The organism is Tepidiforma bonchosmolovskayae (assembly GCF_008838325.1).
Lineage (GTDB): Bacteria > Chloroflexota > Dehalococcoidia > Tepidiformales > Tepidiformaceae > Tepidiforma > Tepidiforma bonchosmolovskayae.
The window spans coordinates 1,430,960-1,456,714 of sequence record NZ_CP042829.1; the positions used below are offsets into that span (position 1 = coordinate 1,430,960).

Below are 25,755 nucleotides of genomic sequence, written 5' to 3' on the forward strand. Positions count from 1 at the left end.
CCCGTGGTACCATAAGCGATGCGCCGCTGCGCGCAGCCATCCCAACCAGAAGGCGAGGTGAGAGCCGCTCTTGTCCGAAGTCATCGTTGCCGAAGGCGAGCCGTTTGAAGTAGCCCTCAAGCGCTTCAACAAGCGCGTCCAGCAGGACGGCATCCTTTCCGAAGCGCGCCGCCGTGAGCACTACGAAAAGCCCAGCGTCAAGCGCAAGAAGAAGGAAGCCGCGCGCCTTCGCAAACTCCGCAAGAAGCAGCTTCGCAGCGAAGCCCGAGCCGCAGCCCGGCGCTGAGCCGCCTCGCAGCATCCGCAACCACCACCACGATGGCCCGGCACCTTCGCCGGGCCGTCTCGATCTGGAGCACCGCCATGTCCCTCCGCGACCGCATCCAGGCCGACCTCGCCGATGCCATGCGCACCCGCGACGAAACCCGCAAATCTACCCTCCGCATGCTCCTTTCCGCCATCAAAAACGCCGAAATCCGCACCCCGCCCGCCGGCGCCAGCGACGAAGAGCTCGCCCGCATGGCGGAACTCCCGCCCCTCGTGCTCGATGATGCCGCCGTCCTCGCCCTGATCCAGAAACAGATCAAGCAGCGGAAGGAGAGCATCGAGCAGTTCGCAAAGGCCGGCCGCCAGGACCTCGTCGAGAAGGAATCCGCCGAAGTCGCCGTCCTCGAAAGCTACCTCCCGCAGCAGGCCGGCCGCGACGAAATCGAAGCCGCCGCCCGCCGCGTCATCGCCGAAACCGGCGCAAGCTCCCCGCGCGACCTCGGCAAAGTCATGCCCATCCTCACCAGGGAGTTCGCCGGCCGCGCTGACGGCCGCACCATCAACGAAATCGTCCGCAGCCTGCTCGGCAGCTGAGGCGCCCCGGCCATGACCGTCCGCGCCGTCCTCTTCGACTGGGATGGCACCCTTGCCCGCGAGGGCCTCGGCGGTGTCCCTGCCGCCTGCGCCGCTGTCGCCGACTACGCGGCCCGCAATCTCGGCGTCGACGCCCGCCCCGCCGATGTCGAGCGCGCCTTCGCCGCCGTCCTCCCGCACCGCGCCCCCGACGACGGCGACCGCGCCCCCGAGATCTGCGGCATCCTCGGCCAGGCGTTCACCTGGCTCGGCTGGCCGGCGTCCGCCGGCGACGTTGAAGCCGCCGCCCGTCTTTTCTTCGAAACTGCCTGCCGCGGCCAGCACATCTACGACGATGCCCGCGCCGTCCTCGCCTCCCTCAAGTACCGCGGCTACCGCGTCGGCGTCGTCACCAACTCCATCTTCGCCGCCGACTACTGGCGGCCCCTGGTCAACGGCCTCGGCCTCGCCGGCTACCTCGAAACCTTCGTCTCCTCCGCCGATGTCGGCCTCGCCAAGCCGAATCCCGCGCCCTTCCGCCGCGCCCTGGCCGACCTCGGCATCCCGCCCCACGAAGCGATCTTCGTCGGTGATACCCCGGCCACCGATATCGCCGGGGCGCGCGCCGCCGGCCTCCGCGCCATCCTCATCGACCGCCGGGGCCGCCGCCGCGAGGCCGCCGGCTACCTCGTCATCGAGCGGCTCAGCGCCCTCGCCGACGTCCTCGGCGAAGGGCTCTCCCCCCTCGCCGGGCCGTAGACCCCGGCGGCGGGCGCCCCATCCCGCTCTGGTATGCTGGGGTCACCACGATGATTCGCCCGCCTTCCCCGCCGGTTTCGCGCGCGGCCGCAGCCGCCTTTGGGCTCGTCCTCGCCGCCTGCGCCGCAGTCCTCGTCGCGCCCATCGACGGCCTCCGCACCGACCTCTCCGAAGGCGATTTCGCGCCCCGCACGCTCGAAGCGGCGCACGATGCCCAGTTCGTTTCCGAGGCCCTCACCGAGGCCGCCCGCGAACAGGCCGCCTCCGCCGTCGAAGCAGTCCCCCTCCCGCCGGACCCCCAGCTCACCGATGCGCGGGTTGCCGCCCTCCAGCGCTACCTCTCCGGCGTCCGCTCCATCGTGGCCCGGACCGACCTGACCACCCAGCAGAAGGTCGACATGGTCGCCGCCCTCGAAACGCCCTCCGCTATCGGCAGCACGGCCCGGCTCTACCTGATCGCCCTCGATGCCACCGGCCTCAGCCTCTTCGAATCCCGCGCCGCTGACCTCCTCCGCGCCCTCATGAACAGCCCCATCGGCCGCGGCGCCACCCCTGAGGAGCAGCAGCGCGACATCGCCGCCGCCGTCGAACAGCTCGTCGCCCAGCGAGGCGCCGCTTCCGAGGGTGAGCGGACCGCCCTCGCGGCGCTCCTCCGCGCCTTCGCCGTCCCCAACTTCCGGGTCGACACCGCCGCCACCGAGCGCGCCCGCGAACAGGCGCGCGCGGCCGTCGCCCCCGTCGTCCGCACCATCACCGCCGGCCAGGTGATCGTCACCGAAGGCCAGCGCATCACCGCCCAGGACATCGAAGCCCTCCGCGCCACGGGCACCCTGCGCTCCGGACTCGACCCCTACGCCCTCGGCGGCGCCGGCCTGATCGCCGGCGGCTTCGGCGTCATTCTCGCCCTCTACTGCTACCTCCTCCAGCCGTTCGATGCCCCCGCGAACCGCCGGCTCCTGGCCGCCGCCCTCGCCATCGCCGGCGTGCTCCTCGCCGCCCGCGTGGCCTTCCCTGTCCTCACCCCCGATGCGGAGCGGACCTACCTCCTCCACGCCATCCCGGTCTCCACCGCCGCGATTGTCGTCGCCTCCTTCTCCCGGGTCTCCTTCGCGGCGGTCGTTGCCGCGGCTGTCGGCGTTTTCGCCGCCTTCATCGGCGGCAGCTTCTCCCAGGTCGCCGGCTCGGCCTATATCGGCCCGCTGCAGGCGCTCGAATACGCGATGGTCGCCACGGCCGGCGGCCTCGCCGGCGCCGCCGCCGTCTCCCGCGCCGAGAAGGTCAACCGCTTCGCGCTCGCCGCGGTCACCACCACTCTCGCAACCGCCGCGGCCATGGCCGCCTTCTGGCTGTTCGAAATGCCGCGCGCCACCATCGACCTCGCCTGGATCGGCCTCGCCGCCGCCATCCATGGCGTGGGCAGCGCCGTCCTCGGCCTTGGCATCTTCGTCCTGCTCGCCTTCGCCCTCCGCATCACCTCGCGCATCCAGCTCCTTGAGCTCGCCCAGCCCGAGCACCCGCTCCTCCGCCGCCTTCAGGAGGAGGCCCCCGGCACCTACCACCACAGCATGCTCGTCGGCGCCCTCGCCGAGCGCGCCGCCGTCGCCGTCGGCGCCGATGCCCTCCTGGCCCGCGTCGGCGCCTACTACCACGACATCGGCAAGCTCGCCATGCCCGGCTACTACATCGAAAACATGCTCGAAGCCGGCGCCGCCAATCCCCACGAGGGCCTCCCGCCCGAGGAGAGCGCCCGCATCATCCGCGCGCACGTCACCAACGGCCTTGAACTCGCCCGCAAGTACCGTCTCCCCGAGGCCGTCCGCGACTTCATCCCCCAGCACCACGGCACCCGGCTCGTCAGCTACTTCTACCGCATCGCCGTCCGCGATGGCCGCCAGCCCGACCCCGCCGACTACCGCTACGCCGGGCCCCGTCCCCAGACCCGCGAAGCTGCCATCGTCATGCTCGCCGACTCCTGTGAGGCCGTCATCCGCGCCGGCGACCACGACCCCGCCGCCATCGACGCCGCCGTCGACGCTGTCATCGCCGAGCGCCTCGCCGAAGGCCAGTTCGACGACTGCGATGTCACCATGCGCGACCTCCAGGCCATCGCCCGCACCTTCAAAGCCACCTTCCGCGCCGTCTACCACCCGCGCGTGCGCTACCCCCAGCCCACCCCCGAAGAGCTCGCCTCCGTCGCCCGCGGCGAAACGCCCGTCCGCTCGTCCTGACCTGCCGCCGTTCGACACACCCGCGCGCCGCGCCGCACAATCCGAGTATGCGCTTCGCCATCATCCGCTTCCCCGGCACCTGGAGCGACCGCGATACCTACCACGTCCTCCACGACATCCTCGAGCAGCAGGCCGAAATCGTCTGGCACCGCGAGACCGACCTTTCCCGCTTCGATGCCGTCGTTCTCCCGGGCGGCTTTTCCTACGGCGACTACCTCCGCTGCGGCGCCATCGCCCGCTTCTCCCCCGTCATGGAGTCGGTCATCGCCTTCGCCGAGGCCGGGAAGCCGGTCATCGGCATCTGCAACGGCTTCCAGGTGCTCTGCGAAAGCCACCTCCTCCCCGGCGCGCTGGTGCGCAACGCCAGCCTCCAGTTCCGCTGCGAGTGGGTCTACCTCCGCCGCGAGGGCGGCTCCAGCCCCTGGGTCGATGCCATCCCCCAGGGCGCCGTCCTCCGCGTCCCCATCAGCCACGGCGAAGGCAACTACTACGCCGACCCCAAAACGCTCGACCGCCTCGAAGCCGCCGGCCGCGTCGTCTTCCGCTACTGCGATGCCGCCGGCAACGTCACGCCCGAGGCCAACCCGAACGGCTCCGCCCGCAACATCGCCGGCATCATCAACGACCGCGGCAACGTCCTCGGCATGATGCCCCACCCTGAGCGCGCCGGCGAACCGCTCGTCGGCGGCACCGACGGCAACCGCATCTGGGAATCCGTCATCCGCTGCGCCGTCGAAGCGGTCCGTTAGCCCGGGCGGAATCACTGTCCCTGCAACAAAATCTTTACACGGTAACATCGCGGCGCGCAGAATCCCGGCGCGAACCTGTCGCGTTCGCCGGCGCGGGCCCAGAGGGCCGGCCGCAGGGAGAATCGCCATGTCTGCAGCGATGTCGCCAGCCTATCCGTTCGGCCTCGACGTCGATCCGCCCGCCAAACAGAACCGCCTGACCATCCTCTTCCGCGGCATCCTCGCGATCCCGCACCTCCTGATCGTCAACATCCTCGCCAACCTCATCCAGGTCCTCGTCTTCTTCGCCTGGGTGGCCATCATCATCACCGGCAGGCTGCCGTCGGGCCTCGGCAACCTCATCCTCGGCGTCTTCCACTGGGAGATGCGCGTCTGGGGCTACACCTACCTGCTTGCCGGCCGCTACCCGCCGTTCGCCTTCGGCGAAGACACCTCCTACCCCATCCGCCTCTGGGGCCAGCCCGAGCTTGAGGGCCGCAGCCGCCTCAGCGTCTTCTTCCGCATCATCCTCGTCATCCCGCACGTCATTCTCATCGCCATCCTCGCCGTCATCGCGCTCGTCCTGCTCTTCGTCGGCTGGATTGCGGGCATCATTACCGGCCAGCTGCCGGGCGGCATCCACAGCTTCCTCGCCGGCTTCAGCCGCTGGTACGCCCGCGTCACCGCCTACATGTACCTCCTCACCGACCGGTACCCGCCCTTCAGCCTGAGCTGACCGCCCCGGCCGGCCGCGCCCCCTCACCCGTACGCCCCATCCCGCGTACCATAGCCCCATGCCCGTCGACCAGACCGCCCTCGATGCCGTCGCACTCAGCCGCGACGAGTACGACCTCCTCGTGCAGCGGCTCGGCCGCGAACCGAACGAGGTCGAACTCGGCATGTTCGGCTCCCTCTGGAGCGAGCACTGCGGCTACAAGAACAGCAAGCCGCTCCTCCGCCTCCTCCCCTCCAGCGGCCCGCGCGTCCTCACCGCCGTCGGCGCCGAAAACGCCGGCGCCATCGATATCGGCGACGGCCGCTGCGTCGTCATGAAGGTCGAGTCGCACAACCACCCCTCCGCCATCGAGCCGTACCAGGGCGCGGCCACCGGCGTCGGCGGCATCGTCCGCGATATCTTCGCCATGGGCGCCTACCCCATCGCCATCCTCGACTCCCTCCGCTTCGGTCCCATCGAGAACCCCCAGGACCGCTATCTCTTTCACGGCGTCGTCGCCGGCATCGGCGGCTACGGCAACTGCCTCGGCATCCCCACCGTCGGCGGCGAAGTCTTCTTCGCCGAACCGTACGCCGGCACCCCGCTCGTCAATGCCATGTGCGTCGGCGTCGCCGAAACCGCGAAGCTCCTCAGCGCCCGCGCCCAGGGCGAAGGCAACGTCCTCCTCCTCGTCGGCGCCGATACCGGCCGCGACGGCATCCACGGCGCCAGCGGCCTCGCTTCCCGGACCGACCCCGAGGCCCGCTTCGAAGAGATGCGCCCTGCAGTCCAGGTCGGCAACCCCTTCCTCGAAAAGCTCCTCATGGAGGCCTGCTACGAGCTCGCCTCCGAGCACCGCGACTGGGTCGTCGGCCTCCAGGACCTCGGCGCCGCCGGCCTCACCAGCTCCGTCGTCGAATGCTGCGCAAAGGGCGGCTCCGGCGCCATCCTCGACCTCGAGAAGGTCCCGCGCCGCGAACAGGGCATGACCCCCTACGAAGTCATGCTTTCCGAAAGCCAGGAGCGTATGCTCGTCATCGCGAAGAAAGAGCACGTCGCCGATGTCACCGCCCTCTTCGAGCGCTGGGAGCTCCACTGCGCGCCCATCGGTGTCGTCACCGCAGGCAACGAAGTCGTCGTCCGCGAGCACGGCGTCGAAGTCGCCCGCGTCCCCGTCGATATCGCCACCGACCCGCCCCAGTACCGCCGCCAGGGCGTCCGCCCGGCCGAGCTCGCCGAACTGAACGCCTTCGACCCGGGCTCCCTGCCGGACCTCGCCCCGGACCAGGCGGCCGGCGCCCTCCTCCGCCTGCTTGCCCGGCCCAACATCGCCTCGAAGCGCGGCGTCTACCGCCAGTACGACCACCAGGTCCTCGCGAACACCGTCGTCCCCCCGGGCGGCGATGCCGCCGTCCTGCGCGTGCCCGGCACCGGCCGCGGCATTGCCGTCAAAACCGACGGCAACGCCCGCCTCGTCTACCTCGACCCCTACACCGGCGGCGCCATCGCCGTCGCCGAGGCCGCCCGCAACGTCGTCTGCACCGGCGCTCAGCCCGTCGCCGTCACCGACTGCCTCAACTTCGGCAACCCCGAGCGCCCCGACGTCTACTACACCCTCGAGCACGCCATCCGCGGCATCGCCGAGGCCTGCCTCCAGCTCGAAACCCCCGTCGTCAGCGGCAACGTCTCGCTTTACAACGAGGCCGGCGGCCGCCCTGTCTACCCCACCCCCGTCATCGGCATGCTCGGCCTCCTCGACGACGTCGCCCGCCACCTGCGCGCCGCCTTCCCCGGCCCCGGGTGCCAGGTCGTCCTCCTCGGCGCCGGCCTCGAACAGCCGGCCAGCACCCTCGGCGGCTCCGAATACCTCGAAGCCGAGCACGGCCGCGTCGCCGGCATGCCCGCCATCGACCTCCCCCTCGAAAAGCGGCTCCAGCAGCTCGTCCTCCGCGCCCACGCCGAGGGGCTCCTCCTCAGCGCCCACGACTGCGCCGAAGGCGGCCTCGCCGTCGCCCTCGCCGAGAGCTGCATCCTCGGCGGCTGCGGCTTCGAAGGCCCGGCTGAGCTTCCCGGCCGGCTCGACGCCGCCCTCTTCGGCGAAGCCCAGTCCCGGATCGTTGTGGCCATCCCCGCCGATACCTACCGCCAGGGCGGCGGCTTCGCCCGCCTCCGCGACCTCGGCGCCGAACTCGGCGTGCCGGTCACTCCCCTCGGGCGCACCACCCGCGAGCCGCGCTTCTGCCTCGGCCCGGTCGACCTCGACCTCGCGGCCCTCCAGTCCGCCTACGAGTCGCTCATCGACGCCTGACCGCGCCGATACCCGGTTTGGGGTATGCTTGGCCTGTGTTCGGCGGCTCCTTTCGCGTGGCGCGCCTCTTCGGCATCGATATCGAAGTCCACCCGTCGTGGTTCCTGATCATCGCCTTCCTCTCCTACTCCCTTTCGGAAGGGCTCTTCCCGGCGCGCTACAAGGGCTGGGGCACCGGAACCTACTGGGCCATCGGCGTCACTGCCGCCTTCCTCCTCTTCTTCACCGTCCTCCTCCACGAGCTCGCCCACGCCCTCGTCGCGAAACGCCGCGGCCTCCCGGTGCCGCGGATCACGCTCTTCATCTTCGGCGGCGTCTCCCATCTCGCCCGCCAGCCGTCCTCCGCCGGCGAAGAGTTCCAGATCGCCGCGGCCGGGCCGGCCACCAGCTTCGTCATCGCCGCCGTCACCGGGCTCGCCGGCCTCCTCCTCGGCTCCCTCAACGAGCAGCTCGAGGCCATCCTCTACTACCTCGCCGGCGTCAACGCCCTGCTCGGCGTCTTCAACATGCTCCCCGGCTTCCCGCTCGATGGCGGCCGCGTCCTCCGCTCCATCGCCTGGAAGCGGAGCGGCAGCTTCCGCAAGGCCACCCGCACCGCCGCCGGCGTCGGCGAGCTCTTCGGCTACCTGCTCATGACCGTCGGCTTCTTCCTCCTCCTCGGCGGCCTCCTGCTCGATGGCCTCTGGCTCATGTTCATCGGCTGGTTCCTCCTCGGCGCCGCCCGCGGCGAGGCCTCCAACCTCCAGCTCGAAGGCATCCTCCGGCGCCTCACCGCCCGCGATGTCATGCGCACCGACTTCCCCACCGTCGTGCCCGGCCTCCCCCTCCAGGCCGTCGTCGACGACTACATGGTCGGCCACGGCGAGCGCGCCGTGATCGTCGAACACGGCGGCGCTGTCCTCGGCATCCTCACCGTCACCGATATCCGACGCGTCCCGCGCACGGAGTGGCCCTCCACGCCAGCGCAGGCTGTCATGACCCCCCGCGAGCGCGTCGTCACCGTCGATGCCTCCACCCCCGCCGTCGAGGTCCTCACCCTCCTCGGCGAAAAGGCGCTGAACCAGGTCCCCGTGCTCGAAAACGGCCGGATGGTCGGCCTCGTCACCCGGCGCGAGATTCTCGACCGCCTCCAGCTCGCCGAGAGCCTCGGCGCCAACACCCCCGCCATCGACGAAGAGCGGCCCGCAGCTCCCACGCCCGGCGCCTGACCGCCGGTACGCCCACTACCGCTGCCCCGCCGCCAGCGGACGCCGCGCCCATTCCTCCCAGAGCGCCCACGCCTGCTTGTTCGAACCGTCCGAGCGTCGCAGGCCGACATCCTTGAACGCCACCGCGGGGCCGGTCGTCGCGAAGGCCGGGTCGAGCGCCGCGAACCATACCACCCCGCTGAACCCGAGCTGCTCCGCCTCCGTCAGCACCCGCTGCAGGTACGCCTTCTGCTCCGCCTCCGTGCCCACCGCCTCCCGGCCCTCCACCGGCGCCGACGGGTAGCCCGTCTCCGCAACCAGGATCTCGCCGCTCCACCGCGTCCGAAGCTGGCGGTAGTAGTCCTCCCGGATGTCTGCCACGCTCCGCACCTCGCCGAGGAACGGGTACGTACTGATCGCCAGCACGTCCATCTTCCCGCGGAACCGTTCGATCAGCTCCCAGCGCGGCGGGTGCACCTGCCCGAACGTCCCCTCGAGGTCCTCCAGCTGCCACGTCGGGAACACCTTCGTCCCCGGGCTGTTCCCCTTCACCACCGCGTACGCCTCATCGTACAGCGTCGCAAAGGCCTCGAACTGCCGCGGCGCCCGCTCGTAGGTCATATTGATCTCGAGCCCGAGCGCCATGTACGCCGGTTTGTAGTTCTTCGCGATGTAGGCCGCGTAGGCCACGAACGCCGCCCGCACGTCCGGGTCTTCAAACCCGGCCTGCACATCGACCGACGACGGCAGGTTCGCCAGCCGGCTCCGCTGCACCGCCCCATCCGTCGGGTCGATCGCGTAGTACAGCCGGAGGTTGCTGTATTGCTTCAGCAGCGCCGTCTCCAGCCGCGTCGTCTCCGCCGTTTCGTTCGAAATCGTCCCGCCCGGGAGGAACTCCGCCCACGGCGGCGTCCGCTGGATGAGCAGGAGGTCGGCGTACTGTGCCGCTGTCGCGAACGCCTGGATGTACGACTGGCTCGTCAGCTCCGCCGGCAGCGAGCTGAACCCGAGCAGCACCGTCCGCGGCTCGCCCGCCGGCTCCGGCCGCACCACGGTCGGTCCCGGCCCGCCCGGCCCGGCCCCTGGCGTCCCGGAGCCGCTGCCGCTTCCGCTGCCGCAGGCGGTAAAGGCCAGCCCGGTGAGCGCCAGCAGCGCTGCTACAATCCAGCTGGCGGGGACCCACGAGGAGCGGCGCATGCCCGTGCGCGCAGTCTTCCTTGCAGCCATCATCATTGGCCTCCTGGCCGGCGGCGCCGTGGCCGGCGCGCGGTGGGCCGCCTCCCGGGGCGGCAGCGATTCCCCGTCCGCCGCAGCGCCCGAGCCCGGCTCCCCCGCCGCAGCCGCCGCCGAGTTCGCGGCCGCCTGGGCCGCCGGCGACCTCCAGGCCCTCTACCTGCTCCTCTCCCCGGCCGCGCAGCGCACGTACAGCTACGAGGCCTTCGCCGATGCCTACCGCACCTTCGAAGAGCAGGTCACCGTGACCCAAACCGCCGTGCGCGCCGCCGATGTGAACGGCTCCGCCGCCCGCCTCGACGTGCGCCTCGCTACAGCCTATTTCGGCACGCTCGAATACTCCACCGCCCTCCCCCTCGTCCCTGCACCAGGCCGTTACCTTGTCGAATGGACCCCTGCCGTCATCCATCCCCGCCTCGCCGGCGGCTACGCCTTCAGCTCCGTCATCCAGCGCCCTGTCCGCGGCACCATCTACGACCGGAACGGCATCGAACTCGCCGTCACCCGCGAAATCCGCCACGTCGGCCTTAACCGCGGCGTCATCACCGATCGGCCCGGCCTCGAAGCAGCCCTCCTCGCCTTCGGCTTCACCCGCGAGCAGGTCGATGCCGCCTTCGCCTCCCCCGCGCCCCTCAACCACCGCGTCCGCGTCGGCCCCATCCCCGACGACCGCGTCGAAGAGGCCAATCGGCTCCTCCGCCCTTTCCAGGGCGTCATCATCTATGTCGAAACCCAGCGCGTGCACCCCCTCGGCCCGGCCGCCGCCCACGTCGTTGGCTACACCCGCGAGTACACCGCCGAGGAGCTCAAAGCCCGCGCCGGCCAGGGCTTCCGCCCCGGCGACCGCGTCGGCGCCGCCGGTCTCGAAGCCGTGTTCAACGACCGTCTCGCCGGGAGCATCGGCGCCGAACTCCGCCTCATCGGCCCCGACGGCGCCGTCGCCGAAGTGCTCATCTCCCGCCCCTTCCGCCAGGGCGAGGACCTCCGCACCACGCTCGACGCCCCGACCCTCCAGCGCGCCTACGAACGCCTCGGCGGCCGCGCTGGCGCAGCCGTCGTCGTCGACCCTGCGACCAACGGCCTCCTCGCCCTCGTCAGCTCCCCCAGCTTCGACCCCGACGCCTTCGAACGCGGCGATGCCGCTGCCCTCGCGGCCATCACGGCCGCGCCCGGCGCTCCCCTCGCCAACCGCGCCGCCACCGGCCTCTACTCGGCCGGCTCCACCTTCAAGCTGGTCACCGGCGCGGCCGGGATGGTCTACCTCGGGCTCACCCCGAACGACCGGCTCGATTGCGGCGCCATCTGGTACGGCGTCGACCCGCCCCGCCGCAACTGGGAAGGGAGCCAGGGTTCGCTCACCATCGCCGAGGCCCTCATGCGCTCCTGCAACCCCGTCTTCTACGAAATCGCCCTCCGCCTCTACAACCAGTTCGATGACGCCCTCGCCGCGATGGCCCGCCAGTTCGGCTTCGGCGCCCCCACCGGCACCCTCGGCGTCGTCGAAGAAGCCGGCCTCGTGCCCGATGCCGCCTGGAAGCGCCGGACCACCGGCCAGCCCTGGTACCCCGGCGACGAAGTCAACCTCGGCATCGGCCAGGGCGACCTCCTCATCACCCCACTCCAGCTCGCCAACGCCTACAGCACCTTCGTGACTGGCCAGCTCCGCACCCCGCGCCTCCTCGAGGAGGCCGAGGCGACGGTGCGCGGCACACTCCCGCTTACCCCGGAGCAGCACGCCCACCTCATGCGCGGACTCGAGCTCGTCACCGGCCCCCGCGGCACCGCCGCTGCCGCCTTCGCACTGGCCGGCTATACCGACTTCGCCGGCAAATCCGGCACCGCTGAAGACGCCGGGGCCCAGCAGCACGTCCTCTTCGTCGCCATGCGTCCCGCGAAGCAGCCCCGCGCCATCGCCGCAGTCGTCCTCGATGACGGCAAATCCGGCTCCATCGAAGCCGGGCCGATCGCCCGCGACATCCTCCTCGCTGCCCTCCGGTAGGCGCTGCTCAGCACCCCTTCCATTGCGGCTCCCGGCGCTCCCGCGCGGCCGCCATCCCCTCGCGCGCGTCCTCCGTCGCCTGGGCCACCCGCCGCATCGTCTCGCCGAACCGGATCGCTTCCACCCACGGCATCTGCTGGCCCCGCCATGCGACCTCCTTCGTCGCCCGCACGGCCAGCGGCGCCGATTTCAGCAGCCGCTCCGCCAGCGCCCGGGCCTCGTCCATCAGCCGCTCGTGCGGGACCACCTTCCAGGCGAGCCCCATCTCCTTCGCCCGGTAGGCATCGACCCGCTCCCCGATGAGCAGCAGCTCCATCGCGTACTGCCAGCCGACCTTCTGCGGCATCCGCACCGCACCCTGGATCGTCGGGATGCCCAGCCGCACCTCCGGGAAGCCGAACTCCGCCCGTTCGCTCGCGATCACGAAGTCGCAGGCCGCTGCCAGCGTGCAGCCGAACCCGAGGCAGTAGCCGTTCACGGCCGCAATCGTGGGCTTCCAGATTTCGAGCCCGTTCTCCAGCGACGTCAGGCTCGGCGTCTCCCAGTGGGTTGCCCCGCGCGGCGGCGCTGCCCCCCGCAGGTCGGCCCCGGCGCAGAAGGCGCGCCCTGCCCCGGTCACGATCGCGACCCACGCCTCCTCGTCGTCCCGGAAGCGCACCCACGCCGCGTCGAGGTCCTCCCGCAGCTCCGCGTTGATGGCGTTGAGCGCCTCGGGCCGGTTGTAGGTGATCGTCGCGATCCGCCCCTCGCGTTCGTACAGCACGGTTCCCGGCATCATCGTCCCTCCCGGCCAGCGTCGCGCGGGAGTCTACACCAGCCGCCCGCTCCTCAGATCGCCCGGCCCCGCAGCCGCTCCTCTTTGCCCGGCTTCGCCGTCAGGAAGTCGAGCACCTGCTGCCAGTACCGGCTCAGCAGGTACTGGCCGATGAGCGCCCCCGCGACCGCCGTCAGCACGATCACCCAGTCGCCCGTGTGCACCTCGGTGAAATCGAAGAACGCGCGGAGCCGCGGCGTGTAGACCGTCACAAGGAAGCCCGCCACCAGCAGGATGCCGAGCACGCTCGTCAGCACCGGCCGGGTCAGGCTCCGCCACGAGGCGCCCTGGAACCCGAGCACCTCCACCATGAAGAACAGCCCCGTAATCCCCATCGTCAGCGAAACCAGCGTCCGCGCCTCCGCGATGTCCCGCCGGAGCAGCCCCTCGGTCAGCAGGTGCACCAGGATCGCCGCCACCGCCAGCGCCACCGAGGCTGGCAGCGCCCAGCGCAGCACGTTCCGCGTGAAGTCGCGCCCTGCATCGGGCGGCGGCACGCTGATCGAAATAAACACCGCCGGGATGCCGAGCGTCAGCAGCGCCGTCAGCGAGCCGTGCCGCGGCAGGAAGGGGAAATCGAGGCCGAGCATGTTCGTCGCCACGATGATCAGGTAGGCGTACAGGCTCTTCGCGATGAACAGCTTGCTCAGCCGGGCCGCATTCCCGAGCACTGCCGTCGCCTCCTTCGCCCCCCGGATGAGCGCGAGGAACGAATCGTTCAGCAGCACGATCCCGGCCACCGCCCGCGTCATCGATGTGCCGCTCGCCATGGCAACCGCCACGTCCGCCGTCCGCAGCGCCTGAACGTCGTTCGCGCCGTCGCCGACCATCGCCACGAAGTGCCCGTTCTCCTTCAGCGCGTTCACGATGCGCGCCTTGAGCGCCGGCGTCACCCGCCCGAACACGCTGTGTTCCTCCACCGCCCGGAGGAACGCCTCCCCTTCGAGCGGCTCGAGCTGCGGCCCGGCCACCACCCCGCCCTTCAGCCGGATCCCGAGCTGCGCCAGCAGCGCCCGCACCGTCTCCGGGTTGTCGCCGGAGATGATCTTCGGCTCGATGCCCAGCTGCTCCATCATCGCAAACGCGTTCCGCACCTCAGGCCGCAGCTCGTCGGCCAGCGTCAGCAGCGCCAGCGCCCGGAGCGTGCCCGGGTCCTCGTCCGCGCCGGGCAGCCGCTCTGCCTCCGCGAAGATCACCCCGCGCAGGCCGTGTTCCGCTGCCTCCCGGTAGGCCTCCTCCAGCTCCGCGCCGTTCGCACACCGGGGCAGTACCGTCTCCGGCGCGCCGAGCACGAACGTCCGCACCTCGCCGTCCTTCTCGAGCCGGACGGCGCTCCACCGCCGCTCCGAATTGAAGGGCACCGAACCGGTCGGCCGGGCGAGATTCGTGGTGTTCCCCAGCGCCTCCGCCAGCGCCTCGGCCGTCTTGCTCTCCTCCCGGCTCGCTGCGGCGAACGCGCCCAGCCAGCCCACGTACCCCTCCGCCCCCGGCACCCACCGCACCTCCCGCAGGGTCATCCGGTTCGCCGTAATCGTGCCCGTCTTGTCGAGGCAGATCACGTCGACGTAGTTCAGCGCCTCCACCGCATTGATGTCCTGCACGATCGCCCCCGCCCGCGACACCCGCACCGCCCCGACCGCGAACGCCACCGTCATCCCCAGCAGCAGCCCTGTCGGGACCACCGTCGTTACGGTCGCCGTCGTCGCCTTGAGCGCGTCGGCCAGCCCCCGGTCGTTCATCGTGTACTGGACCAGCAGCGCCGCCGCGAGCACACCCGTCGCCGTCAGCAGCACCCGCAGGATCCGCTTGAACCGGATCTGCAGCGGCGTCAGCCGCTTCACCAGCTGCCGGGCGTCGGCCGTGAGCCGCATCGCATACGCCTCCATCCCCACCTTCTCCGCCACGTAGTAGCAGTCCCCCGCCGTGCAGAAGCTCCCGCTCCGCAGCTCGTCGCCCGGCCGGCGTTTCACCGACTCCGATTCGCCCGTCAGCAGCGACTCGTCGATCTCCGCCTCGCGCGCAACAATCGGCCCGTCGGCCACCACCTGGTCCCCCTTCTTCAGGTGCACCAGGTCGCCCTGCACCACATCCTCCGCCGGGATTTCGATCTCCACCCCATCGCGCACCACCGTCACCTGGGGCGCCGTCAGCGCCCGCAGCTCCCGCAGCGTCCGCGTCGCCTTCAGCTCCTGCAGCGTGGCCACCAGCACGTTGGCGATGACCACAATCCCGACGAAAAACCCGTCCTTGAACTCGCCGATCGCCAGCAGCGCCAGGATGAGCGACCCGAGGATGACGTTGAAGAACGTCAGGACGTTCGCGCGGATAACGTCCGCGTCGGTCCGGATCCGCCCGCCGTCCCGGTTGGTCAGCCCCGCGGCGGCCCGCGCCATTGCCTCCGCCGAGGTCAGTCCCCGGAGAGCCGGGTCGTGCAGCCCGGGCAGCGGTGCCTGTGCTGTCTGCGTCACCCGATTAGCCTGACGCAATCGCAGCCGGAATGAAAGGGCGGGCCGTTAACCATCGCCTAACATCCCGCCGTGCACAGTACAGGTGCGCTGAGCATCTCCCCTCGGAGCATGCGCAAGAAACGGCGGCCAGTCCTTCCCTCCGGCTGGCCGCCGTCCCATTTTCCCGTCCCTGACGCGGCAACCGCCCCCGCGGGCGTGCCCGCACCTCAGGCCTTGATGCCGATGATCGACAGCGAGATCAGCATCCCGATGAAAACCGCGCACAGGAGCGTCAGGTAGCCAATCGTCTTCCACATGGGCAGTCCACCCTCCCGTCGGACTCCGGGGTTTCGCCCGGCTTCCCCATCCTAACTCCCGCCGGCCCGACACGCGACCCGCCGCTGCGCCCGCTACCATATCGGTATGCGCCATCCCGCCCGGGCCCGCCGGTGAACGCCGTCATCCTCGCCGCCGGCGATGGCGGCCGCCTCGGCACGCTCACCCGCGAACGCCCCAAGCCCCTCGTCGACATCGCCGGTCGGCCCATCATCAGCTACACCCTCGAAGCCCTCGCCGCCGCCGGCGTCCGCGAGGCCGCCGTCGTCGTCGGCTACCGCGCCGGCCAGTTGGGCGAAGCCCTCGCCGCCGATGCCCACGGCCTCGGCCTTTCCTTTATCTACAACCCCCGCTTCCGAGAAGGCGCCTCGCTCTCCCTCGCCGCCGCCCGCCAGTGGGCCGGCAGCGAACCCTTCCTCCTCCTCATGGCCGACCACCTCCTCTCCGAACCGATCATCCGCCGCCTCCTCGATGCCCGCGCCGAAACACCGCCCGGCGTCTCCCTCGTCGCTGCCGATGCCCCCGCACGCTGGCCCGCCGACTACCTCGACGAAGCCACCCGCCTCGCCCTCGACCCCGACGGCTTCGTCACCGCCATCGGCAAGCACCTCGAACCCTACGACGCCCTCGATACCGGCGCCTTCCTCCTCGACCCCGCCGCTTGGACCGCCTTCGACGCCGCCCCCGAGAGCTGCGAACTCTCCACGATCTTCTCCATCCTCGCCGCCCGCCGCGCCCTCCGGGCCGTCGATATCGGCGGCGCCCACTGGTACGACATCGATACCGGCGCCGACCTCGAAGCCGCCGCCGCCATCCTCGCCGCCCGCCGATGACCTACGACGGCCTCGTCTCCCGCTACCTCAACCGCCCCCTCAGCCGGCCCGCCGCCCGCGCCCTCCGGCACACCCCCGTCACCCCCAACCAGGTCACCGCCTTCACCCTCCTCCTCGCCGTCGCCGCGGGCGCCATGCTCGCCGCGGGCTGGCACATCGCCGGCGGCATCGCCATCCAGGCCGTCAGCGTCATCGACGGCGTCGACGGCGAACTCGCCCGCCTCAAGAATGCCGCCACCCGCTTCGGCGCCGTCTTCGACGCCGTCACCGACCGCTACGCCGATGCCGCCCTCATCGCCGGCATGACCGTCTACGCCGTCCGCTTCGAAGCCTGGCCCCGCCCCGAGTTCGTCGGTATGCTCGCCCTCGGCGCCTCCCTCATCGTCAGCTACAGCCGCGCCCGCATCGAAGCCGACCTCCCTCACGTCGCCCGCGGAGGCAGCCTCGACCGCATCTTCGGCCTCGCCAGCCGCGACGTTCGCTCCCTCCTCCTCGCCGTCGGCGCCGTCCTCGGCCAGTGCTACCTCGCCCTCGCCCTGGTCGCCGTCCTCGCCGGCCTCACCATCGCCTGGCGCCTCGCCTACCTCCGCTTCTCCCCCGCCGCCTCCGTCCCCCCGCCGCCCCAGGGATAAGGGAGCCCCGCCGCCTCTTCTCCCTCCTCCCTCCTCCCTTCTCCCTCCTCCCTGCTCCCTCCTCCCTGCTCCCCGCTCCCCGCTCCCTGCTCCCCGCTCCCTGCTCCCCGCTCCCTGCTCCCCGCTCCCTGCTCCCCGCTCCCTGCTCCCCGCTCCCCGCTCCCTGCTCCCCGCTCCCTGCTCCCCGCTCCCCGCTCCCCGCTCCCCGCTCCCTGCTCCCCGCTCCCCGCTCCCTGCTCCCCGCTCCCCGCTCCCCGCTCCCTGCTCCCCGCTCCCCGCTCCCTGCTCCCCGCTCCCTGCTCCCCGCTCCCTGCTCCCCGCTACTCCCACCTCACCTCCGCAACCCCGCCCCGGTCCCGCAGCTCAATCTCCACGAGCGCCGGCCCGCCACCGTGGCTGAACACCACCTCCAGCCGCCCCGCCTCCGACGGCCCCGCCGCCCGTGCCGCCTCCTCCCCGTCCACCCGCACCGTCACCTCCCCCCGGTAGACCAGCACAAACCGGTACCGCCCCGCCTCCGGCAGCTCCACCCGCGCGCTCGCCACCAGGCTCCACCGGTCGTCCACCAGGTCCGGGAACGGCGCACCCGCGTACGACAGCGCCAGCCCATCCACCGCGCCGTCAGCCACCTTCACATGCCCGCTCGTCGGCCGGTCGTCGAACACCTCCACCCGGAACCGCGCCGGCCGCGCCAGCTCCCGCAGCGGAAGCGGCGTCGGCGTCGCAGTCGGTGCAGCCGTCGGCGTCGGCGTCGAAACCGGCGGCGCCGCCTCCGCCGTGGCCGTGCGCGTCGCCGCCGGACCCTGCGTCGGCGTCGAACGCACCCCGCCCTCGCTCGCCGCCGGGTCGAGGAACTGCCACGAAATCACCCCGACCGCCGCGAGCGCCAGCAGCGCCACAACCTCCCGGAGCCCAAGGCCGCGCATCACCCACAGTGTCGCCCCGCCGGGCCGAACGCGGAACGCCGCATCCGCCCCCGCCGGCCACATTTTGCCCGCCGCTTACCTGCGCCCCGTTCCGGCAAACGCCGCCGTGCCCCACACTTCCCCCATGCGCTCCCTCGCCGCACTCCTCACCGCCCTCCTCGGCGCGGCCCTCGTCCTCCTCGCCGCCGCGCCCGCGCCCCGGCCCCGCGCCCAGGCCCCCGCCGGCGGCCTCCCCTACCGCGCCGTCGCCCCCGCGCTCGCCGCCGACTCCGCCGCCGGCACCCCCACCCCCACCGCCACCCTCCCGCCCGCCTCCGCCTGCGGCTACCGCGCCGCCGTCCGCGCCCTCGCCGACCCCGCTGCCGCCGCCGTCGACCGCACCCCCGCGTCCGCCACCATCGGCGGCCTCCTCGCCCTCGACCGCCCCCCCGGCCTGGCCCCCGCCAGCCCCCGCCAGCTCCCCTCCGAAGGCCGCGCCGTCCAGCTCACCGCCTGGCTCCGCGGCGCCATCCGCACCCCCGACGGCGGCATCGACCTCCTCATCTCGACCAGCCCCGATGGCCCCCTCCTCCGCGCCCGCTTCCCCGGCCTCGATTGCACCGAAGGCGCCAGCGAAGCCGACCGCGCCGCCATCGAAGCCGCCCGCATCGCCTTCATCAACCGCTGCGGCGTCCCCACCGCCGGCAGCTGGCGGCCCCTCGGCGGACAGGCCGTCCTCGTCGGCGTCCCCGCCTGGGGCGAACCGCGCCCCTCCGGCGCCGACGGCGCACCCACCGGCATCGAACTCGCCCCCGTCCTCGACTTCGCCATGCCCCAGGGCGCCACCTGCGACCCCAGCCAGCCCTTCGGCCCGACCCCCACGCCCACGCCCGGCGCCGCGCTCGAAATGCTCATCAACGTCAACCCCATCCGCGTCAGCCGTGGCGGACAGGTCACCGTCACCATCATCGTCCAGGAGCCGCCCCCGCCCGGCGGCACCCCCATCCCCGGCCCCGCCGGCATCCCCTGCAGCTACACCGCCTACGACCGCGCCCTCACCCCCATCGCCTCCGGCGGCCCCAGCCCCACCGGCCCCGGCGGCACCGTCAGCTGGACCTTCACCGTCCCGCCCGACGCCGCCCTCAGCGACTACAGCACCAACACCCACGGACGCGTCACCCCCGCCTGCCAGGGCCTCACCGCCCGCGGCTCCGCCCGGCTGGAGATTGTCGAATGACGGGGAGCGGGGAGCAGGGAGCGGGGAGCAGGGTCAGGGGTCGCGCGAGGGGAGGTTGCGCCGGCTGCGGAGCGAACGGGCGAGTTGAAACAGCCCGGCGCTGAGGCGGTCAATCCGTTCCGCGAAGCGGTCATATTCGGCCTGCTGAATCCAGGACAGCCGCCGCGCCATGTCCAGCCAGCAGTCCAGTTCGAACAGCGATGACCGCGCCCGGTCGACGAACGATGCGTAGTCCAGCGGCGTGCTTCGCCCGTTCCCTTCGGCGATGTTCGCGGACACGGACATGGCAGCGCCGCAGATCTGGTCGCGGAACCACTCCTCTTCCTTGATGTGGCGCCGACGCGCGACCAGGAGGACCTGCTCCGCCAAATCCTGGGCGAGGTGCCAGACTTCGAGCTTTCGATACGGCAGCGGGCCCGACATCGCCCCGGACTGTACTACCCCGCCGGCCCCTGCATCCACCCCGCTCCCTGCTCCCCGCTCCCTGCTCCCCGCTCCCTGCTCCCCGCTCCCTGCTCCCCGCTCCCTGCTCCCCGCTCCCTGCTCCCCGCTCCCTGCTCCCCGCTCCCTGCTCCCTGCTCCCCGCTCCCCGCTCCCCGCTCCCCGCTTCCTGCTCCCCGCTCCCCGCTCCCCGCTCCCCGCTCCCTGCTCCCCGCTCCCCGTTAACCCCCCCTTACCCCCGCGCGTTACTACCGCCGGACGGAGAGCACCCGCCGTGCTCGCCGTACCCGGCGCTTCCCCGCGCCTCCCACGAAAGGATTGACCCTTGCACCACCGGTCAGTACCTTTCGCAAGACTTTACCCGCGCCCGGGGCACGCCCCGCGGCGCCCCATGCCGTCCACCACACCAGGAGGCCCCATGCCCCTGCCCACCCGCCCGCCGCTCCCTGCTCCCTGCTCCCTGCTCCCTGCTCCCCCACGGGCGGGGCCGGCCCGGGCGGCGCTCCTCCCTCCTCCCTCGGCGGAGCGGAGCGGATGGGCTGGGCTCCCCGCTCCCCGCTCCCTCGGGGTGGCGGCGGTGCCGGGGCACTGCTCCCTGCTCCCCGCTCCCCGCTCCCCGCTCCCCGCTCCAGCCTCCAACCTCGGCGCACCCGCGCCGGGTGGCAGGACATCCCACACTCGGTACGAAAGGAGGGCTTCGCTGAGCGCGGCCGGCCGCCCGGCGCCGGGAACGCCGTGACGCTCCCGTAGGGCAGCAGGGCCCCGCACCAACGAAATCCGCACACACCACCGTCCGACCATGAGGGAAGCCCGGATCCGCCCCCGGCCAGCGCCAGGCCAGGCGCGGCAGACGAGCGGGCAACCTCGCCAGCAGCCGAAGCCGGCACCCGCCGGCGCCACCTGCAGAACGAATGCCCGCAGTCCGGGCGCATCCGGAACACGGGAGCCGGCCCCCACCGGGGCAGGCCCCGCCAGCAACCCGAATCGAGATGGGGCCCGCGGCGAACGCCGCACCGCCCCGCAACCACAGCCAGGAGCGTTTCGCTCCGGACCCCGCACCCGCGGGGGAACGAACCGAAACGACTCACATGACTGGAGAGGTAACAGAATTTGAGTAAGGAACTTGCTCAGACCGTTGGCGGAAAGCGGGTCGCGTGGCTCATCGCGATCCTCGCCGCCTTCGCCGTCATGGCAGCCCTGGGCAGCCAGTGGCGCGGCGCCAGCGCGCAGCTGCCGCTGACGACGACGAATGTGACCCAAAGCCCGGCGGCCGGGTCGACCATCAACCCCGGCAGCACCATTACCTACACCCTCACCGCGACCCTCACCGCGAACCTGCCGAACACAGGCGATGAGCTCACGATGCAGATCGACCTGCCGGCGGGGGTCACCGTCGCCAGCGTCACCTGCAGCCCCCCGACGGGCGGTAACATTACTACTACCCTCGACACAACTGGTCCCGAAGTCGGCTGCAACTGGGTCGACGCGACGCCGGGTATTCAGGCGGGTACGTATACCGCCACGATCACGGTAACCGCAGGCGTAGGCCCGACCATCGCTGCGCCGACCGATGCCGAGGTCTGCGCCGATACCAACGGGAACGAGGACTGCGACGACGAAACTGGCACCGATCTGCTGGCGATGACCCTCGCCTCGAGCGTCGGCACCCTCAATGTCAACGGCATTACGACCAACGCCACCACGGCTGCTGCCGGTGGCCAGGTCACCGTCACCTTCAACATCCCCGCCGGCCTCACCTACTGCTCCGACGGCACGGGCGGGGATGCTCGCGCCTTCACGGCTGCTGACCAGACGGTCACGGGCCTGAACGTCGTGAGTACGACCCCCACGACTGCCCTCGACACCGCGGCCGGCACGCACACCGTCGTCGTGACCGACGATGCCACCGTCGGCGGCACCGTCAGCATCTCGACGCACCTCGCGGGGGCCGCCGCCGGCACCGGCTGCTCCTCCACGACGGTCAATATCACCTCCGCCAACTTCGTGCTGCCGCAGCTCCGCCACATCGCGGATAACGGTACCGTCATCGCCGGCCAGGAAGTCAGCAACAACGTCCGCGGCTCGCAGCACACCATCTGCACCGTCAACCCGGCCAACAACCAGGGCATCCAGCTGCCGGTCGGCATCACGCTCTCGAACATCGTCGTCACCAACGGCGGCGGCTACGCGAGCACCGCGGATACCGACCCCACGTTCAGCGACGTCATCATCAACACGCAGACCATCGGCGGCCAGCCGGCCACCTGCGTCACCTGGCGCTCGCTCGATGCCGGCGACCAGACCATCAGCGTCCTCTACGTCGGCCTCGACGGCGTCCAGTACAACGTCCTCTGGAACGCCACCCAGGGCCTCGTCAAGGAGTGGAACACCCTCGAGGCGAGCACCATCACCTCGGGCACCGTCTCCGGCACCGGCGACAACGTCAGCGTGACGCGCACCCTCCCGGTGACCCTGAACCCGGTTACGGGCCAGTACCAGGGCACCGCGGTCAACATCACCGACACCTTCCTCGGCAGCCACACCAACTCGGCCGGCCAGAAGGAAGGCCCGATGTCGCTCGCTGGCGTCCAGTGGACCGTGACCAAGACGGGCTGCGGCACGCTCTCCGGCACGACCTCCGGCACGACGACCCTCACCTCGACCGGCGGCGTCGGCAATGAGCCGAGCGTCTCCTTCGACCCCGACGGCTGCGCTCCGGGCAGCACCGCCACGGTCACCATCACCGGCTCGGAACCCGGCGCCCTCGGCTCCGGCACCCCGAAGACGGTGACCCAGTCGATCACCTTCTCCTTCACGGCCCAGATCCCGGCGAAGCACGTCTTCCTCGCCTGGGCCGGCCAGCGCGTCGTCCTCGAGCACAACTGGGCCCTCGACCCGTCCAGCCTGACCTCGTCAGCTCAGACGTGCCCGACCGCGACCGGCTTCGACGGTCCTGATGTCCAGTACATCAAGGGTTCCGGCCCCGGCAACTTCCTGCCCGGCGGCACGGTCCAATCGATCGACACCGACAGCGAAGCCTTGGCGTTACTGACCACCGGCAGCCAGGTCGTCCAGGGCACCAACTACCCGGCCTGCACCTCCGTCGCCGTCTTTGAATCGGAAGACCAGGGCCAGGTCGATATCGAGGCCTTCATCGAGGACGCCCCGGCCTCCAAGGTCGCTTGGGTCGTCTACTACATGAAGATCGAGCGCGTGAACCTCTCGCTGGTCACGCAGGTCTCCAAGCCGACCCACAACGGCTCCGCCGCTCCCGATTGGGCGCCCGGCAACCCGTGGGACGCCTCGAAGGATGACGCCGACGGCGCCGCCGAGTGGAACGTCTCGAAGGACATCCTCGTCCGCGGCCGCGTCTCCGGCTGGTTCGTCAACAGCAACCCGTCCGGCCGCCCGGCCGATACGAGCAACCCGCTCAACGTCCTCCCGGCCAACCGCTGGGTCATGCCGAACGACTGGCCGCTCCTCGCCGGCGGTCCCGATGGCGAAGAGGCGTACGGCACTGCGGAGCAGTTCCGGCCCTACTACGACATCATGATCGCCCCGAACAACGTCCTCGGCCTGGCGCTCGCCAACCCGGACGGCACCGGCCTGAACCTCGTCGCCGTCGTCGCCGCGGGCAACACCGGGGTCGGCTCGTCGACCTCGCCGATCAAGGTCACGACCTGCGCCTCGCTCCAGGCCAACGACACCATTGTGATCGGCACCACCAGCAAGACGGTCTCGTCCTGCACGGGTACCTCTCTTGTCATCACCGCGCCGTTCACCGCGGCGCCGGCCGCAGGCACGCCGATCTTTGAGTCCTCTGGCGTTCCGTTCATCGGTCCGTACAGCGCCCTCGATATCGTCGGCCTCGCGAAGGACGGTTTCGGCGGCACCGCGCCCACCTCGTGGGCAACGGCCAGCGTCCGGGATACGGCCTGGAAGGACTTCGACGTCGACTGGTGGGACGCCCCGATGCCGCCCGCCCTGGTCAGCGTCGCCGTCCGCGGCACCGGCTTCATCAAGGCGGTCTACAAGGACGAGGTCTACTACCTCGGCACGCCCAACACCCCGTCGGTGGCTGCTGGCGGCACGCAGGTGTACCCGAATCCGTACTACTGGACCGAGATCCCCGAGAGCCCGTTCATCAGCGCGGTCGCTGCCGGCGGCGGCTACCTCTGGGATAGCTGGGGCACGGTTGGCCCGTTCATGCGGCCGTACCCGTTCTGGAAGCCCGTCCGCATCGGCGTGAACAGCGCCGGCATCGGCGAAGCCCTCAGCTCGACCGACATCGCCGAGCTGACCATCATCCGCAACGCCTACAACGACCAGACGATCGCCCGCGACCTGGTCGTCTACAGCGACAACCACGGCGAGTTCATGGTTGCCGCCAACGGCGACTTCAAGACCGACCTCTCGGCCTGCGCCACCAACGCGCTCGCCGGCGGCAAGCACTGCAAGCCCGGCGACAAGGTCGGCAAGGCCACCATCACCGCCACCGCCGACTACCCGGACTTCCGCGGCAAGCACTTCCCGGTCGCGTCCAACGCCGTCACGGTCGACTGGACCTGGGGCGGCTACAAGGACGTCACGATCGAGAAGGGCGAGACCGACCAGTTCGTCTACGTCGTCTTCCACGCGCTCGACCGCGATGGGTTCTGCTCCGTGCCGACCGGCGCGGTCAGCCTCCACCCGGTCCTCTCCAGCGCGGATGCGGGGAACGACTTCTCGAGCCTCGGCGCCCGCTACAACGGCGACCCGGTTGAGAACGTCGACTTCCTCATCGACAGCGGCGAGGGCATCATCATCGCCCAGTCCGGCGGCGGCGCCATCAACGATGGCAAGCGGTTCGCTACCGGCGTGACGACCTTCTCCGTCGCTGCCAACGACCCGGCCGTCACCGGCCTCAAGGAGTTCCCGCTCAGCCCGCTCGCGGCGCAGGGCCAGACCGATGAGTGCCAGGCCTGGATCAAGGTCTCGAACAGCCTCCTCGGCATCGTCAACGTCCTCGCCATCGCGCACGACGACGAAGGCAACATCGGCTTCGACCGGGTCATCGACCTCCAGACCACCACGAGCTACACGCTCAACTTCCGGTGGAGCCTCATCACCTGGGCTGGCGCCAACAACATCCCGGTGATGGATGCCATCAAGGGCACCGGCAAGAACGATGCCGGCAACGACATCTCCGCCAGCGTCACGGCCATCTACGGCTGGGATGCTGCGGGCCAGAAGTGGCTCGGGTTCTTCCCGGCGGGCGTGAATGTGCCCGGCGCGAACGACCTGAACGCCCTCAAGACTGGCGAGGCCTACTGGATCGCCATCACCGGTCCGTCGTCCGTCACCTGGACTATCGCGACCAACGTCGACTAGCACCGGCACTCCCGGAGGCCGGCCTGCCCCGCGCGGGCGGGCCGGTCCCCGGGGCCCGGTCCGGTTGAAACGGTCGTACAGACAGGAATGGAGCAAACCATGACGAAAGTTCTCAAGGTGCTCGCTGGCGGATGGCTGGCCGCAGTCCTCGGCATCGCGCTCTTCGCGGCGGCCGGCACCCTCGGTGCCTCCACCGTCTCCGCGGAGTCGCCGCCGAATCCGCCGGCCCGGTTCGCCGGGACGGTCACCATCGACGGCCAGCCGGCTCCCGCCGGCACGGTCATCGAAGCGCGCATCGGCAACGCTGCCTGCGGCGTCACGCAGGTGTTCACCCAGGGCGGGCAGTCCCGGTACGTCCTCGATGTGCCGGCGCTCGACCCGGGCGCGAACCCGAACTGCGGCGTCGATGGCGCGGTCGTCACCTTCTACATCGGCGGCAAGAAGGCCGCTGAGACCGGCTCGTGGAAGAACTACCAGCTCAACGAGCTGAACCTCAGCTACACGACGCCGACGCCCACCGCGTCGCCCTCGCCGACGGCAAGGCCGCCGGCCGCCGGCAACACGGTGACCGCCGACGGCGGCGCCTCGGCCAGCTGGCTCCTCGCCATCGCCGGCCTGGGCATCCTCGCCTTCGGCGTCAGCGGCATCGCGGTCGCCCGCCGCGCCCGCTAACCGTCACCCCTCGCGGTGACCGCCACGGGGCCCTGCACCAGCGGGGCCCCGTTTCCTGTCCCCGGCAACAG

General features: G+C 71.3%; 19 protein-coding genes. 14 read left to right on the top strand and 5 right to left on the bottom strand.

The window, feature by feature from the left end; all coding sequences use genetic code 11:
• Window positions 1-70 precede the first annotated feature (70 nt).
• The 8 genes from rpsU (at window position 71) to Tbon_RS07160 (ending at window position 8,786) form a co-directional block, all read left to right on the top strand.
• Window positions 71-286 carry a 30S ribosomal protein S21 gene (rpsU, locus tag Tbon_RS07125; RefSeq protein WP_098502930.1) on the top strand — a complete coding sequence of 72 codons (216 nt, stop codon included), beginning with the start codon at window positions 71-73 and terminating at the stop codon, window positions 284-286.
• 77 nt (window positions 287-363) lie between these two features.
• Window positions 364-861, top strand: coding sequence for a GatB/YqeY domain-containing protein (locus tag Tbon_RS07130; RefSeq protein WP_158066992.1), 498 nt, complete (start codon window positions 364-366; stop codon window positions 859-861).
• A gap of 12 nt (window positions 862-873) precedes the next feature.
• The gene (locus Tbon_RS07135) at window positions 874-1,599 is read left to right on the top strand and encodes an HAD family hydrolase (RefSeq protein ID WP_158066993.1); all 726 of its coding nucleotides are present in this window, start codon (window positions 874-876) and stop codon (window positions 1,597-1,599) included.
• 50 nt (window positions 1,600-1,649) lie between these two features.
• Complete coding sequence (locus Tbon_RS07140) at window positions 1,650-3,827, top strand: HD family phosphohydrolase (RefSeq protein ID WP_158066994.1); 2,178 nt, start codon at window positions 1,650-1,652, stop codon at window positions 3,825-3,827.
• A gap of 47 nt (window positions 3,828-3,874) precedes the next feature.
• Window positions 3,875-4,576: a phosphoribosylformylglycinamidine synthase subunit PurQ gene (gene purQ, locus Tbon_RS07145; protein WP_158066995.1), complete on the top strand. Its 702-nt coding sequence runs from the start codon at window positions 3,875-3,877 to the stop codon at window positions 4,574-4,576.
• Between the two features lie 127 nt (window positions 4,577-4,703).
• Complete coding sequence (locus Tbon_RS07150; RefSeq protein ID WP_158066996.1) at window positions 4,704-5,291, top strand: DUF4389 domain-containing protein; 588 nt, start codon at window positions 4,704-4,706, stop codon at window positions 5,289-5,291.
• 58 nt (window positions 5,292-5,349) lie between these two features.
• Window positions 5,350-7,578, top strand: coding sequence for a phosphoribosylformylglycinamidine synthase subunit PurL (gene purL / locus Tbon_RS07155; protein ID WP_158066997.1), 2,229 nt, complete (start codon window positions 5,350-5,352; stop codon window positions 7,576-7,578).
• Between the two features lie 35 nt (window positions 7,579-7,613).
• On the top strand, window positions 7,614-8,786 hold the full coding sequence (locus tag Tbon_RS07160; protein WP_158066998.1) for a site-2 protease family protein: 1,173 nt from the start codon (window positions 7,614-7,616) through the stop codon (window positions 8,784-8,786).
• 15 nt (window positions 8,787-8,801) lie between these two features.
• Here Tbon_RS07160 and Tbon_RS07165 read toward each other — a convergent pair whose 3' ends face one another.
• Window positions 8,802-9,992 (bottom strand): glycoside hydrolase family protein, encoded by a 1,191-nt coding sequence (locus Tbon_RS07165; protein WP_192497814.1) that lies wholly within the window; start codon window positions 9,990-9,992, stop codon window positions 8,802-8,804.
• Here Tbon_RS07165 and Tbon_RS07170 point away from each other — a divergent pair.
• Window positions 9,961-11,997 carry a penicillin-binding transpeptidase domain-containing protein gene (locus tag Tbon_RS07170; protein WP_192497815.1) on the top strand — a complete coding sequence of 679 codons (2,037 nt, stop codon included), beginning with the start codon at window positions 9,961-9,963 and terminating at the stop codon, window positions 11,995-11,997. The two genes, Tbon_RS07165 and Tbon_RS07170, sit on opposite strands and share 32 nt — an antisense overlap.
• A gap of 7 nt (window positions 11,998-12,004) precedes the next feature.
• On the opposite strand, the gene Tbon_RS07175 is transcribed toward Tbon_RS07170, so the two are convergent.
• On the bottom strand, window positions 12,005-12,772 hold the full coding sequence (locus Tbon_RS07175; protein WP_158068264.1) for an enoyl-CoA hydratase/isomerase family protein: 768 nt from the start codon (window positions 12,770-12,772) through the stop codon (window positions 12,005-12,007).
• 53 nt (window positions 12,773-12,825) lie between these two features.
• Window positions 12,826-15,279, bottom strand: coding sequence for an HAD-IC family P-type ATPase (locus tag Tbon_RS07180; RefSeq protein ID WP_158067001.1), 2,454 nt, complete (start codon window positions 15,277-15,279; stop codon window positions 12,826-12,828).
• Window positions 15,280-15,707: 428 nt separating this feature from the next.
• On the opposite strand from Tbon_RS07180, the gene Tbon_RS07185 reads away from it, so the two are divergent.
• Window positions 15,708-16,427, top strand: coding sequence for a phosphocholine cytidylyltransferase family protein (locus Tbon_RS07185; RefSeq protein WP_192497816.1), 720 nt, complete (start codon window positions 15,708-15,710; stop codon window positions 16,425-16,427).
• Window positions 16,424-17,059 carry a CDP-alcohol phosphatidyltransferase family protein gene (locus tag Tbon_RS07190; protein ID WP_158067003.1) on the top strand — a complete coding sequence of 212 codons (636 nt, stop codon included), beginning with the start codon at window positions 16,424-16,426 and terminating at the stop codon, window positions 17,057-17,059. The genes Tbon_RS07185 and Tbon_RS07190 overlap by 4 nt, the downstream gene beginning before the upstream one ends.
• 320 nt (window positions 17,060-17,379) lie before the next feature.
• Here the strand turns inward: Tbon_RS07190 and Tbon_RS07200 are convergent, their stop codons facing one another.
• Window positions 17,380-17,985 carry a PA14 domain-containing protein gene (locus Tbon_RS07200; RefSeq protein WP_158067004.1) on the bottom strand — a complete coding sequence of 202 codons (606 nt, stop codon included), beginning with the start codon at window positions 17,983-17,985 and terminating at the stop codon, window positions 17,380-17,382.
• Between the two features lie 124 nt (window positions 17,986-18,109).
• Here Tbon_RS07200 and Tbon_RS07205 point away from each other — a divergent pair, with 124 nt between their 5' ends.
• Entirely contained in the window at window positions 18,110-19,201 is a 1,092-nt protein-coding gene (locus tag Tbon_RS07205; RefSeq protein WP_158067005.1) for a hypothetical protein, read from the top strand.
• Window positions 19,202-19,234: 33 nt separating this feature from the next.
• Here the strand turns inward: Tbon_RS07205 and Tbon_RS07210 are convergent, their stop codons facing one another.
• On the bottom strand, window positions 19,235-19,624 hold the full coding sequence (locus tag Tbon_RS07210) for a four helix bundle protein (protein WP_158067006.1): 390 nt from the start codon (window positions 19,622-19,624) through the stop codon (window positions 19,235-19,237).
• 1,128 nt (window positions 19,625-20,752) lie between these two features.
• Between Tbon_RS07210 and Tbon_RS07220 the strand changes: the two genes are divergently transcribed.
• Window positions 20,753-25,012, top strand: coding sequence for a hypothetical protein (locus Tbon_RS07220; RefSeq protein WP_158067008.1), 4,260 nt, complete (start codon window positions 20,753-20,755; stop codon window positions 25,010-25,012).
• Window positions 25,013-25,111: 99 nt separating this feature from the next.
• Window positions 25,112-25,684 carry a hypothetical protein gene (locus tag Tbon_RS07225; RefSeq protein ID WP_158067009.1) on the top strand — a complete coding sequence of 191 codons (573 nt, stop codon included), beginning with the start codon at window positions 25,112-25,114 and terminating at the stop codon, window positions 25,682-25,684.
• Window positions 25,685-25,755 lie beyond the last annotated feature (71 nt).